Annotated in this window: 14 protein-coding genes and 1 pseudogene; 6 read left to right on the top strand and 9 right to left on the bottom strand. The window is 65.5% G+C overall.

The genetic code is table 11. From position 1 onward, the window contains the following. Positions 1-66 precede the first annotated feature (66 nt). The 3 genes and pseudogenes from C7T96_RS16760 to C7T96_RS16750 form a co-directional block, all read left to right on the top strand. A pseudogene (locus C7T96_RS16760) lies at positions 67-768 on the top strand (phosphatidylserine decarboxylase); the annotation flags it as partial. Positions 769-771: 3 nt separating this feature from the next. Then, positions 772-1590: a CDP-diacylglycerol--serine O-phosphatidyltransferase gene (gene pssA / locus C7T96_RS16755; RefSeq protein ID WP_238719731.1), complete on the top strand. Its 819-nt coding sequence runs from the start codon at positions 772-774 to the stop codon at positions 1588-1590. A 60-nt stretch (positions 1591-1650) separates the two neighbouring features. Beyond that, entirely contained in the window at positions 1651-1995 is a 345-nt protein-coding gene (locus C7T96_RS16750; protein ID WP_106572392.1) for a RidA family protein, read from the top strand. A 67-nt stretch (positions 1996-2062) separates the two neighbouring features. Here C7T96_RS16750 and C7T96_RS16745 read toward each other — a convergent pair whose 3' ends face one another. Both C7T96_RS16745 and C7T96_RS16740 read right to left on the bottom strand, forming a co-directional pair. After that, positions 2063-3553: an NAD(P)/FAD-dependent oxidoreductase gene (locus C7T96_RS16745; protein WP_106572391.1), complete on the bottom strand. Its 1491-nt coding sequence runs from the start codon at positions 3551-3553 to the stop codon at positions 2063-2065. A 111-nt stretch (positions 3554-3664) separates the two neighbouring features. After that, on the bottom strand, positions 3665-4117 hold the full coding sequence (locus tag C7T96_RS16740) for a cupin domain-containing protein (protein ID WP_106572390.1): 453 nt from the start codon (positions 4115-4117) through the stop codon (positions 3665-3667). Positions 4118-4312: 195 nt separating this feature from the next. On the opposite strand from C7T96_RS16740, the gene C7T96_RS16735 reads away from it, so the two are divergent. The 3 genes from C7T96_RS16735 (at position 4313) to C7T96_RS16725 (ending at position 7083) form a co-directional block, all read left to right on the top strand. Beyond that, positions 4313-5317: an AraC family transcriptional regulator gene (locus C7T96_RS16735; RefSeq protein ID WP_106572389.1), complete on the top strand. Its 1005-nt coding sequence runs from the start codon at positions 4313-4315 to the stop codon at positions 5315-5317. Between the two features lie 219 nt (positions 5318-5536). Then, positions 5537-6295, top strand: coding sequence for a class I SAM-dependent methyltransferase (locus tag C7T96_RS16730; protein ID WP_106572388.1), 759 nt, complete (start codon positions 5537-5539; stop codon positions 6293-6295). A 143-nt stretch (positions 6296-6438) separates the two neighbouring features. After that, on the top strand, positions 6439-7083 hold the full coding sequence (locus tag C7T96_RS16725) for a hypothetical protein (RefSeq protein ID WP_106572387.1): 645 nt from the start codon (positions 6439-6441) through the stop codon (positions 7081-7083). 83 nt (positions 7084-7166) lie between these two features. Here the strand turns inward: C7T96_RS16725 and C7T96_RS16720 are convergent, their stop codons facing one another. The 7 genes from C7T96_RS16720 to C7T96_RS16690 form a co-directional block, all read right to left on the bottom strand. Further along, entirely contained in the window at positions 7167-7787 is a 621-nt protein-coding gene (locus tag C7T96_RS16720) for a hypothetical protein (protein ID WP_106572386.1), read from the bottom strand. A gap of 92 nt (positions 7788-7879) precedes the next feature. Beyond that, entirely contained in the window at positions 7880-8641 is a 762-nt protein-coding gene (locus C7T96_RS16715) for an SDR family NAD(P)-dependent oxidoreductase (RefSeq protein WP_245414158.1), read from the bottom strand. A 16-nt stretch (positions 8642-8657) separates the two neighbouring features. Then, complete coding sequence (purF, locus tag C7T96_RS16710) at positions 8658-10160, bottom strand: amidophosphoribosyltransferase (RefSeq protein ID WP_238719733.1); 1503 nt, start codon at positions 10158-10160, stop codon at positions 8658-8660. A gap of 71 nt (positions 10161-10231) precedes the next feature. Next, complete coding sequence (locus C7T96_RS16705) at positions 10232-10753, bottom strand: CvpA family protein (protein ID WP_106572384.1); 522 nt, start codon at positions 10751-10753, stop codon at positions 10232-10234. 48 nt (positions 10754-10801) lie between these two features. Beyond that, positions 10802-12199 (bottom strand): DNA repair protein RadA, encoded by a 1398-nt coding sequence (gene radA / locus C7T96_RS16700; RefSeq protein ID WP_106572383.1) that lies wholly within the window; start codon positions 12197-12199, stop codon positions 10802-10804. Continuing rightward, on the bottom strand, positions 12199-13383 hold the full coding sequence (alr, locus tag C7T96_RS16695; RefSeq protein ID WP_245414157.1) for an alanine racemase: 1185 nt from the start codon (positions 13381-13383) through the stop codon (positions 12199-12201). Before alr ends, radA begins: the two co-directional genes overlap by 1 nt. A 31-nt stretch (positions 13384-13414) precedes the next feature. Next, positions 13415-14905, bottom strand: coding sequence for a replicative DNA helicase (locus tag C7T96_RS16690; RefSeq protein ID WP_106572382.1), 1491 nt, complete (start codon positions 14903-14905; stop codon positions 13415-13417). Between the last annotated feature and the right edge of the window lie 141 nt (positions 14906-15046).

The raw sequence follows: 15046 nt of genomic DNA, 5'->3' as shown, positions 1-15046 counted from the left end.
CCGCGTTGCGGGCGACGGGTGTTTCGGTTAAGCCTCCGGCTCTGACGAAACCGGAGCCAGTCGACGGCGATGAGCCTGCAGCAATCGATCCGCAACGCATTCGTGCCCGTGCATCGCGAGGGCTGGCCGTTCATCGGCGCCTTCGCTGGCGCGGCGATCGTTCTCGGCGTGTTTTCCACCAGCCTGTTCTGGATAGGCGCCATTCTGACGGCCTGGTGCGCCTATTTCTTCCGCGATCCCGAGCGCGTCACCCCGGTCGACGACCGTCTGGCCATCAGCCCGGCCGACGGTATCGTTTCGGCCGTCGGGCCGGCCGTTCCGCCGCGCGAGCTTGGCCTGGGCGCCGGCGAGATGCTGCGCATCTCCGTATTCATGAACGTCTTTTCCTGCCACGTGAACCGGGCGCCGGTACGCGGGCGGCTGTCGCGCATCGAGCACCGGGCCGGCAAGTTCCTGAATGCCGAGCTCGACAAGGCGAGCCAGGAAAACGAGCGCAACGGGCTCGTCATCGAAAGCCCCCACGGCAGCGTGGCCACCGTGCAGATCGCCGGCCTGATCGCGCGCCGTATCGTTTGCTGGGCCGAGGAGGGCACCGACACCGCCGTCGGTGAACGCATCGGCCTGATTCGCTTCGGCTCCAGGGTCGACGTATTCCTGCCGGAGGGCGCGGTGGCGCGCGTGGCGATCGGCCAGACGGCGATCGCCGGCGAGACGGTCATCGCCGAATTCGGGGCGCCGCGCGTCGCGCCGCTGGTCAGGGTGTCCTGACCGGTGCCGTTTACCGGCAAATCGCACGATGGGAGCGGGCACAAGACGCCCGATCCGCGCGGGCCGGGCATCCGCGAGATCCCGTTGCGCATGGTGGTGCCCAATCTGGTTACCGTGCTTGCGATTTGCGCCGGTCTGACCGGAATCCGCCTTGCCTTTGAACAGCGCATCGAACTGGCCGTGGCGATGGTGCTTCTGGCCGCTTTCCTCGACGGCGTCGACGGCCGCGTGGCGCGTGCCCTCAAGGCGACCTCGAAATTCGGCGCGGAAATGGATTCGCTTGCCGACATCGTCAATTTCGGCGTCGCGCCCGCCTTGGTGCTCTATGCATTCCTGTTGGACGGCGCCGGCGCGCCGGGTTGGATCGCAGCGCTCCTGTTTGCGATCGCCTGCGGCCTCAGGCTGGCGCGCTTCAATGTCATGGACCACGATCCCAACCGCGCCTCGGGCTGGCGGGCCGGCTATTTCGTCGGTGTGCCCGCACCGGCGGGCGCCATGCTGGTGCTCCTGCCGGCCTATCTCAGCTTTCTCGGTGTCGAGCACGGCGCCGTCTTTGCCGGTCTTTCCAGCGTCTTCACGCTGCTGGTCGCCTGTCTTCTGGTCAGCCGCGTGCCGGTCTGGTCGGGCAAGAATGTCGGCCGCGTCCGCGGCGACGTGGTCATGCCGCTGATCCTGGCGATCGTGTCCTACGTGCTGCTTTTGATCAATTATCCCTGGCATACGATGAGCGTGACCGCCATCGCCTATCTCGCCTTCATTCCGCTGAGCTGGCACTTCTACCGGCGCCGCGAAGCGCGCGAGCGGGCCACGGAACCCGCCTGACACGGACGCACTTTGCCGCGTCGCATCGTTTTCTCCCCGCAAGCAACAAGGAGTTTTGCAATGTCCATTCGTCGTCTCGAGCCCGGCAAGCGCATGAGCCAGGCCGTCATCCACGGTAACACCGTCTATCTGGCCGGCCAGGTTGGGACCCCGGGCAAGAGCGTCGCCGACCAGACCAGGGATGCGCTCGCCGCCGTCGAGCGTCATCTGGCCGCGGCCGGATCCGACAAGTCGAAGATCCTCCAGGCGACGATCTGGATGTCCGACATGCGCGATTTCGCCGCCATGAACGAGGTCTGGGATGCCTGGGTCGATCCCGAGAACCCGCCGGCGCGCGCCACCGGAGAGGCACGGCTTGCGACCGCGCAGCACCTGGTCGAGGTGATCGTCATCGCCGCGCTCTGAACCGGGCCATCGGCCTGGCGTTCAGCCAATACCAGCAAGGGCGGCCCAGCGGCCGCCCTTCGACGTTTCAGGCCGCGCGATATTGCGGCGTCGAGGCCAGATAGCGCGCATAGGCGTCGGCGTTCGGCGGGGCGAGGTTTTCGGCCACCGGATTGCGCTTCTTCTTGCGCGCGCCCATGTCCGCCAGCAATTCGTCGAAATGCTTGAAGTGATAGGGGGCCACGCACAGGCCGCCATAGACACCGGCCGCCGGCCGTTCCGTGCGCTTCCATTGAAGCATCATGTCGATATTGCGGTTCATCTCCTCGGCGCTCGGCTGATGGGCGAGCATGCCGTCGGCATAGCGCACCAGCCAGTTGGCGGCGAGTTCGGCGCAAAGCACTGTACAGAAGGAGGAGTTGAACCCGACAAACCCCATGTCCGGCAGATCCGGATTGGCGATGATGCGATAGAGCCGGTACTGGCCGTCGGGCTCGACCAGCTTCTTGCGGTATTCCTCCGGCAGGAAGGGCACGCCGAGCTTCCAGCCGACGGCGAGGATCGCCATGTCGGCGGCCACCCGCTCGCCCCCGGTCAAAACCACCGTGCCGGGCTCGTAACGGTCGAACGTGCCCTGCACGGCGCGGATACGGCCGTCGGCGACCATATCGAAAAAGCCGGGCGTGACGATCGGCACCGAGCAGTTAATGCCGCGTTCGATCGGCTCCTTGGGTCTCAGCCCGGTTTTCTTGAGCTTGAGCTGGATCGACAGGAGGCTTTCCAGTGCCCGCCAGTTGGCCCACACGAACGGTTTGGCGAGCGCGTGATTGAGCCTGGCCATCGTCGACTGGCCCCAGCCGGGAAACATTTTTTCCTGCGCCCGGATGTAGAGAATGCGCTTGAAGTTGATCAGCCCGCCGATGAAGTAGGGCACGCGCCACACCGTCTCCAGATAGACGATCGTGACCGCTTCCGCGCCCGACTTGACTGCGTTGACGGCGATGTCGGTGGCCGATTTGGAAAAGCCGAGCACCACCACCTTCTTGCCCTTGAGCATGGCCGGATCGGTATAGTCTGACGAGTGCATCACCTGCCCGCCGGCTTCCACGAACGCGTCCTGGCCGGGGTGGGTCAGAATGTTTTTTTCCGAAAACTGGCCCGTACAGACGGCGACGAAGTCGAACGTCTCCGTTCCGGCCGTGCCGTCGGCGCCTTCCAGAGCCAGCGTCCAGCCCTTGCGGCCGTCGGCGCGCCGCTCCATGGCTGCAACACGCGTTTCGTAGCGGATCAGCGGTGTCAGACCGTTCTCGTGGGCGTAGTCGGTCAGATAGGCGTGGACCTGGGGTCCCTTCGGCCATTCCGGATAATGGTCCGGCATCGGCTTGCCCGTATAGCGGTAAAGATCCTTCGGGCTTTGTGTCTGGACGTCTGGGTAGGAACGCGACGGCTCCCACACCCCGCCCAGCGCGTGGCTGCGCTCGATGACGGTGACGGCATGCCCGCGCTCCTTGAACGCCTTGGCCGCGGCCAAGCCGCTGACGCCCGCGCCGATAACGGCGACTTTCTTCTTCTCGACCATGGTGGTTCCCCGGATTTTGGGCGGTCCTTTGGCCACGGCTCCGCCGGCGGCGCGCCATGCACGCCGCGGGCGACCGTTTCCGGCGGCCGCCGCCTTTGCTGCCCGTAAGGTTCAGTCGTTGGCTTCGGGAGGAAGGAAGTCGACCGCGTGTTCGGCGGAGATTTTCACGACTTCGTCCGGGTCGCTCAGGTCGTGCAGCCGGTTGAACAGCGCTTCGAGTTCGCCGGCCGGCGACACCCAGAACAGCGCCCGCGCGGGCTTGTCCGACTTGTTGAAATAGCCGTGCGGAATGCCGCGCGGCATGCGCACCAGATCGCCAGCCTTGGCCTTGGACCATTCGCCGTCGAGTTTCAGGTCGAGTTCGCCTTCCTGGACCAGAATGAACTCGTCCTGGGTCGGATGGATGTGGACCGGCACGAACTGGCCCGGATCGCTGTTGGTTTCGAAGGCGAATGTGGACGCGCACGACGCTTTCGGAAAATAGACCTGGCCGAGAATGTTCCAGGTGGTGCCGTTGAAGCCGGTGCCGTTGCGCGTGATGCCCTTGTCGAGGTCGTCAGCCATATCGTTCTCCCATTGTGTGCGAGAAGGCGCCTTCAGCCGGACGCCTGTGTTCTCGTTGTCAGATTAGGCACGACCGGCGTACGATTTCTGTCCGGATTGCGAGCCGACTATCCAAAAAACGAAAAAAACGCTCCGCTGCGGCCGAATGAAGCGACGAAAACTTGGATGGTGGCCCAACGATGCTACACTGTTCGGATGAGGGCTGAAGAAGGTTCCCGCCACGCGCCTCCTCTTTCCGGTCACGTCCTGTTCGAGACGGTCGACCTGGACTGCGCGCGCGAACGGGTCGCGCGGATTTTTTGCAATCATCGCCTGGAGATCGTCGGCGACGGCGCCGCCTTTCACGCCACCCAGCACCATGCGCCCGGCAGCATGATCTCCCTTAATTACATCAGCTACGGCGCCGACGTGATGATCGATCCCGGCGCGCTGGACAGTTTTTACCTGATCCAGATGCCGATCGCCGGCGCGGCGACCATCTGCAACGGGCGCAAGCAGTTCCTGACCGGGCTGGAGACGGCCTCGATCCTCAATGCCGATCTCGAGACGCGCATGCATTGGTGGCGCGGCTGCGGACAATTGCTGGTCCAGATTCGCAAGGCGCCGTTCATGGCTTTCGCCGAACGCCTATGCGACCGTGCGCTGCCCGGACCGATCATCTTCGATCCGCAGATCGATTTCTCCCGTCCCGAAATGCGCGAATGGCGCCGGCTCGCCGAGCGGCTTTTCCAGGCCGCCGAATGCGGCCCAGGCTGGACGACCGGACTCCAGGCCGCCTACAACGAGCAGCGCTTGCTGGAGACGTTCCTGCGCGGCCAGCCGAGCAACATGTCGATCTTTCTCGAACACGGACCGGAAGGCGCTACACCGCGCCATCTGCGCCGGGCCGAGGAATTCCTGCGCGCCAATTGCCATCGCCCCATCACCCTCCTCGACGTCGCCGAGGCGGCCGAGGTGACGCCGCGTACGCTGCAGCTCGCCTTCAAGGCGCGCCACGGCCTGTCGCCTATGCACGCCCTGCAGCGCGAGCGCCTGCGGCGGGTGCGTTTCGATCTGCAGCAAGGCGGCGATGGCGTATCGGTCACCGACATCGCGCTGAAATGGGGATTTTCCCATCTCGGCCGGTTTTCCGCCGCCTATCGCCGCGAATTCGGCGAATTACCACGCGAAACCACGCGGCGGACTGCGGCTTCTTCGTAAAAATAGATGGTTTTGGCTCGAAAATAGATGTTTTTCTGGCTCGGTCGCGGTCCGTATCTGTGACCGTCGGACGACACGGGAAAATATTCGCCGGGTGATCTCGCCGACACGTTTGCGGTTTCGCGCCCGATCGTCTACCGGGCCTTCGGCGGTCGGCCGGAGAACCCGGCGTGGCGGCCACGCGGTGCCATCGTCTTTGTTCAATTCCGTCAGTGCAGCATGAACAATCGTTACGCAAGACTCGCGTCCTGGGTCTACAATCTCGACAAGCCGGTCGGCCGTTCGTTCGGCGACGTGGAGTACTACCGGCAGCGCCTTGAGCCGTGCCGGGGACCCGTTCTCGAGCCCGCGGTGGGGAACGGCCGCGTTTTCGTTCCGCTCCTGGAAGCCGGGTTTGCGATGGAGGGCTTCGATGCGTCGGACGAGATGCTGGCCTATTGCCGCGATGAATGCCGAAGGCGCAACCTGTCCGCCCGGCTGACCAGGCAGACTTTTGCGGATTTTCGTTACGAGAGCGCGTTTTCGGCGATCATCGTCCCCGCCGGGTCGTTTCAACTGGTCACGGATGTGGTCGTGGCGACTGCCGTATTGGAGCGGTTTTTCGACCATCTGGCTCCCGGCGGAAAATTGCTGCTGGATCTCGACCCGGTCAGTGCTTTTCTGGAACCGGCCGGCTCGGTTCGAAGCTGGACGACGCCGGATGGCGATCTGCTGACGCTTACCGAACAACGGGTCGAAACGGACTGTGTCGCGCAGACCACTCTCGCCCATCTGCGCTACGATCATTGGCGCGACGGCCGTCTGCTGGCGAGCGAACTCGATTTGTTCAAGCTGCGGTGGTGGGGTGTCGGGGAATTCTCCCTGTTTTTGCAGGGTGCCGGTTTCGTCGACGTGGTGGCATCGGGCAATTACCAGCACGGGCGACGACCGCGCAACGGCGACGACAGCATCAGCTTCGAAGCCTACCGGCCGGCATAGCGGCGTCGCCGCGCCGGACCTGCTCCGACTGCCCGTTGGTTACCCATCGTGGCAAGGCCCGAATTTTTTTGAGGGCACCGTGAACCTTTCGCCGCGTCGCGACGACCAATCGATATTGGCAACGCACAAAACGGAGGGACGACATGTCTGCCAAACTCTTCAAACTGACCCATCTCTTCACCGCGACCGCGATCCTGGCCGGCTCGCTGGCTGCGACCGACATCGCGTCCGCCCGCGACGGTGGTGGCCCCGATCGCAGCTATTCGAGCACGATCGAGATCGGCGACAAGCCCGCCGCGGCGCCGCAGAAAAAGGAAGCCAAAAAGCCGTCGAAGCCGAAGAAAAAGCGCAATGGCTTTGACGATCCCGCCAAAATCATCCAGATGGGCGGCGCGCCGCGCCGGGTCGGGCTGAGCGTGATCGGCGGCGTGGTCGGCGATTTCTCCTGCACCGTCGTGTGGTGCATTTTCGACAAGGGGTTTGGCATGGATACGCGCTACACCCCCGGCGATGTGACGCGCCAGGTGCTCGGCGGCAAGCCGGCCAAACGCGCCCGCCGCGTCAAGCAGGAGGTCGAGCACGACAAGGCGAATTGCCGGCAATGCCAGCGCGAGGCCGAAGGCGAGCGCCGTCTGGCTGCCTGGCGGGCCAAGCAGAAGGCCAAGCGCGACGCGGCGATGAAATATTGGCGCGAAAAGGCGCAGAAGCGCGAGGAACTGCACCGTCGCTATGGCTCGAACGGCTACACGCGGTTCGGCGGGGACTACCAGATGCAGCTCGGCCGCTGATTTGAAGACAGCGCCGCGACGAGGCCCCGGACGGCGCATCCGGGGCCTTTTTATGCTCTGCTATGTGCAAGGCCCGAAAACGGTCAGTCGGTCGCGAAGCAGTAAAACAGGCCGTCGCCGCCCGTACTCCGCAATGCCTCCTGGCTGCAGCCGCGCGAGGGATGCGATGAATTCCAAGATTTCGACGGCGCGTCGTCGCGCAAACCCATGCGGTCGTGATGGCCGACGATCGCCTGGCCGTCGCCGCTGGCCGTCCAGTTCGCGCAGGTCGCGGCCGCCGCCGTACCGTCGGGGTTGGAGCCGGTCAGGATGTCGTGCCGATTGGGCTGGTCGCCGCGGCCGTTTATCGCGGCGCCGTTTTCGTCGAGCCCGGTCTGCTTATTGATCGCGTTGGCGTCGCTATGCAGCGCGGCCACGTTGTCGGCGATCTTGTCGCCCTTGGCGTTGTACCATGGGCCGGTGCCGATGCGATCGCGCGCGTTTTCGGCGTCGGTCGACAGATAGGCGCGCCAGGTCTTGCCGGTTGCGCCCGCCGCCGCGGCCAGGCTGGCGCAATGCGCGTCCGCGCCGGCGAGCCCGCCGAGATCCGCGCCGTTGCCGGGGCCGGCGCTGGTGATGAAGAAACTCATCGCGTTGTCCTGCGCCTGCGCGCCGGCCAGGGTGGCGAATGTCGAGATGGCGACTGTCAAAACCAGGCGTTTCATGGCGTTCCTCCGCACACGGTGTTGCGCCCCCGGATCAGTGTCCGGCGGCTTCCCGTGCAGCGCCAGTCACGTTCGCGTGTAGGAGAGCCTGCCTATTGCGGCTTCTGCCAGGCGGTGAAACGGCCGAGTTCGACATCCCAGATCTTTCCGGTCTCGGTGATGTCGAGGCCGGCCAGCGGCACGATTTGCGCAGCCACCTCGGTCGGATGCGGCAGGGTGTCGGGATCCTCGCCCGGCATTGCCTGTGCCCGCATGGCGGTGCGCGCCACGCCGGGATTGACGATATTGACCCTGAGCGGCGTGTTTTTGGTTTCGTCGGCCCAGGAACGCGCCAGCGCCTCGACGGCGGCCTTCGAGGCCGCGTAGGGGCCCCAATAGGCGCGCGCCGAATGCGCGGCCCCCGACGACAGCACGATCGCCCGTCCGGCGTCGGCGGCGCGCAGCAGCGGGTCGAGCGAGCGGATCAGCCGCCATGTCGCGGTCACGTTGAGCGTCATCACCTTCTCGAACACCTTGGCCTCGACATGGCCAATCGGCGCAACGACGCCAAGCACGCCGGCATTGGCGACCAGAATGTCGAGCTTGCCCCAGCGTTCGTGGATCGCACCGCCGAGCCGGTCGATACCGGCCATGTCGGCCAGGTCGAGCGGCACCAGCGTTGCCTCGCCCTTGCCGGTACGAGCATGCTCGGCCTTGATCTCGTCGTCGAGCTCCTCGAGGCCGCCGACGGTGCGCGCGACCGCGATCACGTGCGCGCCGGCCGCCGCCATCTGCTTGGCGATATGATAGCCAATGCCGCGCGAGGCGCCGGTGACGAGCGCCAGGCGCCCGGTAAGGTCAGGGGAGGAGGTCACGTCGGGGCTGCTTCTCTTAGAATTGCGCGCGCGAGGCGAGGATGGAAAGCTGGCGCACATTGTCGGCGCCCTCGTGATCGAGCAGCCGGGTCGGGTAGTCGCGCGTGAAGCAGGCGTCGCAGAATTGCGGGGCCTCGCTGTCGCGCGCGGCCTCGCCGACCGCTCGGTAGAGCCCGTCGATCGACAGGAAACCCAGCGAATCGACCCGGATGAAATCGCGCATTTCCTCGATCGACATGCGCGAGGCGAGCAGCTTCGCCGTCTCCGGTGTGTCGACGCCGTAAAAACACGAGGCGCGCGTCGGCGGCGAGGCGATGCGCATATGCACTTCCTTGGCGCCGGCGTCGCGCACCATCTGCACGATCTTCTGCGAGGTGGTGCCGCGCACGATCGAATCGTCGACCAACACCACCCGCTTGCCCTCGATCGTGCGCCGGTTGGCATTGTGTTTCAGCTTCACGCCCATGTGGCGGATCGAATCGCCCGGCTGGATGAAGGTTCGACCGACATAGTGGTTGCGGATGATGCCGAGCTCGAAGGGCAGGGTGGCCGCCTGGGCAAAGCCGATCGCCGCCGGCGTGCCCGAATCCGGCACCGGCACCACCAGATCCGCTTCGACCGGGCATTCGCGCGCCAGTTCCATGCCGATATTCTTGCGCACGTCGTAGACGTTGCGGCCCTCGACCGAGGAGTCCGGCCGCGCGAAATAGACATATTCGAAGATGCAGAAGCGCGGCCGCACCTCGCCGAACGGAAAATGGCTTTCCACGCCCTTTTTGGTGATCACCACCATCTCGCCCGGCTTGATGTCGCGCACGAAACGCGCCCCGATAATGTCGAGGGCGCAGGTCTCCGATGCGAGAATCCATGCCCCGTCGAGATCGCCCAGCACCAGCGGGCGGATGCCAAGCGGGTCGCGGCAGCCGATCATCTTCTTCGACGACAGCGCCACCAGCGAGAACGCGCCCTCGAGCTGGCGCACGGCTTCGGTGAACCGGGCGTTGAAATCCTTCTCCTGGCTGGTCGCGACCAGATGAAGCAGGGTCTCGGTATCCGAGGTCGACGAGAAAATCGCGCCCTGTTTCTGCAGGTTGCGCTGCACGGTCATGGCGTTGGTGATGTTGCCGTTATGGGCCACGGCAAAGCCGCCATCGGCCAGTTCGGCAAATAGCGGCTGGATGTTGCGGATGCCCGAGCCGCCGGTGGTGGCGTAACGCGTATGGCCGATCGCGCGGTTGCCTTTCAGGCTGTCGATCACCGCCTGCTTGGTAAAGGTGTCGCCGATCAGTCCGACATGGCGCTCGACGTGGAACTGGCTGCCGTCGAAGGAGACGATGCCGGCCGCCTCCTGGCCTCGGTGCTGAAGCGCGTGCAGGCCGAGCGTGACGATCGCCGCCGCGTCCTGGCGCCCGAATATGCCGAACACGCCGCATTCGTCGTGGAAATGATCGTCCGCTTCCGCGGCCGCGCTCCGCTCGCGCTCATCCCCGCCAACGGGCCTCGCAAGCATGTCCGTCATGACAGCCGCCTTTCACTTGACCGATACGCGGTGCCGTCCGCGTTGCCGCCGGCTCGACTGTGGCCGGATGTTCAGCCGTCGTCGCTGCTGGTGATCTTCTTCAGGATCGAGTTTTCCGGATCGTCCGGAAGCAGCGTCTGCAGCCTTTCGCCGATTCCTTCAAGCAACGGCAGCGACTTGGCTTGCGCCACCCAGGTCGGTCGGTTTTCGCCGACCAGCCAGTTGAAGAACAACAAGGCGACCGCGATCACCAGAATGCCGCGTGCGGCGCCGTAGACGAAACCGAGCGTGCGGTCGAGGGCGCCAACGCGACTGTCTATGATGAAGTCGGCGATCTTCATCGTGATGACCGACACGACGATCAGCGCGACGAAAAACACGATCGCCGCCGCCGCCGCAAGAGCGATCTGCGCATTGTCGATATAGGGCGTCACGTAAGGCAGCACCAAGGGATAGAAGAAATAGGCCGCCGCCGCGGCCGCCGCCCAGGACGCGATCGACAGGATTTCGCGCGAAAAGCCGCGCACCATGGCCAGCACGGCCGACACGAGTGTGAAACCGATTAGGATTCCGTCAAGCAGCGTGATCGGCATCAGAGTTCCACTCCCAGTGACCCACGGGCGTCCGTTTGAAGCAAGGTGTCAATCCTCGTCGCGTCCTCGTTTCGAGCCCGCGATCCGGGCCACCAGATCGGCAAGCGCGCCGGGCTGGAAGGATCGCGCCGCGATGCCCCCGGCGATATCTCCGCTGCCGGCGGGCATGACCGCTTGGGCAAAGCCGAGCTTCTCGGCCTCCTTCAGCCGCTGCTGCGCATGCGCGACAGGTCTAACGGCGCCCGAAAGGCTGATTTCGCCGAAATAGACACAATCCGCGGGAAGGGCAAGCCCGACCAGCGAGGAAACCAGCGCCGCGGCGACCGCGAGATCGGCGGCCGGCTCGGAAATGCGATAGCCGCCGGCGACGTTGAGATAGACGTCATTGGTGGAAAACCGCACGCCGCAATGGGCCTCCAGCACCGCGAGCACCATGGAAAGCCGCGGAGAATCCCAGCCGACCACGGCGCGGCGCGGCGTGCCGAGCGGCGAGGGAGCCACCAGCGCCTGGATTTCCACCAGTACCGGCCGGGTGCCTTCCATGCCGGCAAACACCGCCGCGCCCGGCGCCTGGGCCGTGCGCTCGCCCAAAAACAGTTCGGACGGGTTGGAGACCTCGCGCAGGCCCCGGTCCGACATTTCGAACACGCCGATCTCGTCGGTCGGGCCGAAGCGGTTCTTAACCGTTCTGAGGATGCGATAGTGGTGCCCGCCTTCGCCCTCGAAATAGAGCACCCCGTCGACCATATGCTCGACGACGCGCGGACCCGCGATCTGGCCATCCTTGGTGACGTGGCCGACAAGCACCACGGCCGCGCCGGTCGATTTGGCGTAACGGATCAGCGCCTGGGCGGAGGCGCGCACCTGGGTGACGGTGCCCGGCGCGGAATCGGCCATGTCGGTCCACAGCGTCTGGATCGAATCGATGATCAGAAGGTCCGGCCGTCTGCCCTCTGCGATGGTGGCCAGAATATCCTCGACATTCGTTTCCGCCGCCAGTTCGACCGGCGCATCGGCGGCCTGCAGGCGCTGGGCCCGCAGCCTGATCTGGGCCACGGCTTCCTCGCCCGAGACATAGACCACGCGGTGGCCCTGGCGTGCCAGCGCGCCGGCGGCCTGGGTGAGCAGGGTCGATTTGCCGATGCCGGGGTCGCCGCCGATCAGCAGCGCCGAGCCGCGCACGAAACCGCCGCCGGTGGCCCGGTCGAGCTCGTCGATGCCCGAAGCGATGCGCGGCGCGTCCTCGATCTCGCCCGAAAGTGTCGTCAACGCCACCGCACGGCCGGGGCGCGCCTTGCGCGTTGCGGCCGGCCCTGAGCCGATGCCGCCCGAGGTCCCTTCCTCGACCAGCGTGTTCCACTCGCCGCAGGCGTCGCATTTGCCGGCCCAGCGCGAATGCACGCTGCCGCAATTCTGGCAGATGAACTGGATGCGCGCGCGCGCCATCAGTTCCCGTCTCCGTTCGTGCTGCTTTCAGCCGCCGGCCCGATATAGGTGCGGTGGTGGCGCCGGCCGAGCCCGGTCAACAATTCGTAGGAGATCGTCCCGGCCGCCGTCGCGGCTTCCTCGATATCGACGTTCGGGCCGAAGAACTCGATCCGGTCGCCGACCGTGAGCGCCCCGTCCTCCACGTCGGTGATGTCGAACATGGTCATGTCCATGGTGACGCGGCCGAGCACGGGCACGCGCCGCCCGCCCGCGAAACCGTGCCCGCCGCCGGTGACCTCGCGCAGCGGCACGCCCGCGCCCGACAGCGCGCGCGGCAGGCCGTCGGCATAGCCGGCCGCGCAGATCGCAACACGGCTGTCGCGCTGCACCACCGCCGCGGCGCCGTAGCTCACCGCCTCGCCGGCGCGCGCCTGGCGGATTTGCACGATCCGCGCCTCCACGCACACGACCGGTTCCAGGCCCGTTCCCGACAATCCGCCGTAGAGCGCGATGCCGGGCCTGATCAGGTCGAAATGATAGGCGCTGCCAAGCCCGATCCCGGCCGAATTGGCCAGGCTCGCCTCGACGCCGCCAAAGAACCGACGAGCCGCCGTGAACGCGTCGAGTTGGCGTCGGTTGAGCGGATGGTCGGGATGGTCCGCAGCGGCGAGATGGCTCATCACCAGCACGGGATTGAGGGCGCCGGTCAGCGCATTTTCCTCTGCCAGCGTCTTGGCCTGCTCGAGCGTCAGTCCGAGCCGGTTCATGCCGGTGTCGACATGGATCGCGCACGGATGGGCAACGCCATCGGTGTTGCAGAACCCTTCCCAGATCGCCGTTTCGCGGCGCGAATTGAGCACCGGGATCAGCTTCGCTTCGGCATAGGCCTGGGCCGCCTCGCGGCCGAACAGCCCGCCGAGGACGAAGATCCGGGCCTGCGGGGCCGCCCGGCGCACCGCGCGGCCTTCATCCGGCCAGGCGACGAAAAACGTGTCGCAGCCGGCTGCGGCAAGCGCGGGGACGGCCTGGGCGATTCCGATCCCATAGGCGTCGGCCTTGACCACGCCGGCCGTGCGCGCCGTCGGGGCCTGGGCCGCCAGGGCGCGGTAATTGTGCTGCAGCGCGCGCAAATCGATGGTGGCGAACGCGCCGGCGAGCCGGGCGTCGGTCCCGGTTTCGTGAATGCTGATCGTGTCTGACACTTTTTAACTCGAATTAACTCGAAACGCCGGCCTACTCGAAACGCTCGGGAAGGCGATCTTCCTCGGCCAGGTCGGAGAAGCGCGTGAACTGGCCCTCGAAGGCGAGTTCCACGGTTCCTGTGGGGCCGTGGCGCTGCTTGGCGACGATCAGTTCGGCCTTGCCCTTCACCCGCTCGAACTTCATCCGCCACTCCTCGTATTCGGGCGTGCCTTCCTCCGGCTCCTTGTTCTGCATGTAATATTCGTCGCGATAGACGAACAGCACCACGTCGGCATCCTGCTCGATCGAGCCCGATTCGCGCAGGTCGGCGAGCTGCGGGCGCTTGTCGTCGCGGTTTTCGACCTGGCGCGAGAGCTGCGACAGCGCGATGATCGGCACCTGCAGTTCCTTGGCCAGCGCCTTCAGCCCGGTGGTGATCTCGGTGATTTCCTGGACCCGGTTCTGCGCCGCGCGCGCGCTCGTGCCCTGCATGAGCTGAACATAGTCGATGACGATCACGTCGAGGCCGCGCTGGCGCTTGAGGCGTCTGGCGCGGGCGGCGAGCTGGGCGATCGAGATGCCGCCGGTCTGGTCGATATAAAGCGGGGTCTTTTCCATCATCTGCGAGCAGGCGACGAGCTTTTCGAACTCGGTCTCCGTGATCTCGCCGCGGCGGATCTTCGACGACGAGATTTCCGTCTGCTCGGAGATGATGCGGGTGGCGAGCTGTTCGGACGACATTTCGAGCGAAAAGAAGCCGACCACGCCGCCATTGGCGGCCTTGAACGAGCCATCGGCCTGCTGCGCCGGCGTGTAGGCGGCGGCGACGTTGAAGGCGATATTGGTCGCCAGCGACGTCTTGCCCATCGCAGGTCGCCCGGCCAGGATGATCAGGTCGGAGGGCTGCAGCCCGCCCAGTCGGCCGTCAATATCGCGAAAACCCGTCGAGATGCCCGAGAGATGGCCGTCGCGCATATAGGCGGCGTTGGCCATGTCGATCGCGGTCTTGACGGCGTCGGTAAAACTCTCGAAGCCGCCATCGTAGCGTCCGGTTTCGGCAAGCTCGAACAGGCGGCGCTCGGCGTCCTCGATCTGGTCGGCGGGCGACATGTCGACCGGCGCGTCGAAGGCGATGTTGACCATGTCCTCGCCGACCGTGATCAGCGCCCGGCGCGTGGCCAGGTCGTAGATCGCACGCCCGTAATCGGAGGCGTTGATGACCGTGACGGCCTCCGCGGCCAGGCGCGCGAGGTAATGCGCCACCGTCATGTCGCCGACTTTTTCCTCCGCCGGCAGGAAGGTCTTCATCGTCACCGGGTTGGCGGTCTTGCCCATGCGGATCAGTTCGCCCGCGACCTCGAAGATCTTGCGGTGCAGCGGCTCGAAGAAATGACCCGGCTTCAGGAAATCCGACACCCGGTAGAAGGCGTCGTTGTTGACCAGAATCGCGCCGAGCAGCGCCTGCTCGGCCTCGATATTGTGCGGCGGCTCGCGATAGAGCGGCGTTTCCGGCGCGCCGAGCTTGTGGACTGCTTCTGCCATGATTCCCTTCGGCCCCTGTCGGCCTTTCGGTACCAGAACCGGTTAACGAATGGTGAAGTAAAAGCGTTCACCGCACGCAATTCACACGCGTCCACAGGACAATTCGCGCGGCGCGTCACAAACTGATTGACCGAATCACAT

The organism is Nitratireductor sp. StC3 (genome assembly GCF_003015025.1).
Lineage (GTDB): Bacteria > Pseudomonadota > Alphaproteobacteria > Rhizobiales > Rhizobiaceae > Mangrovimarina > Mangrovimarina alexandrii.
The sequence above is the reverse complement of the archived record's forward strand: the minus strand, read 5'-3'. Positions and strand labels throughout refer to the sequence as shown.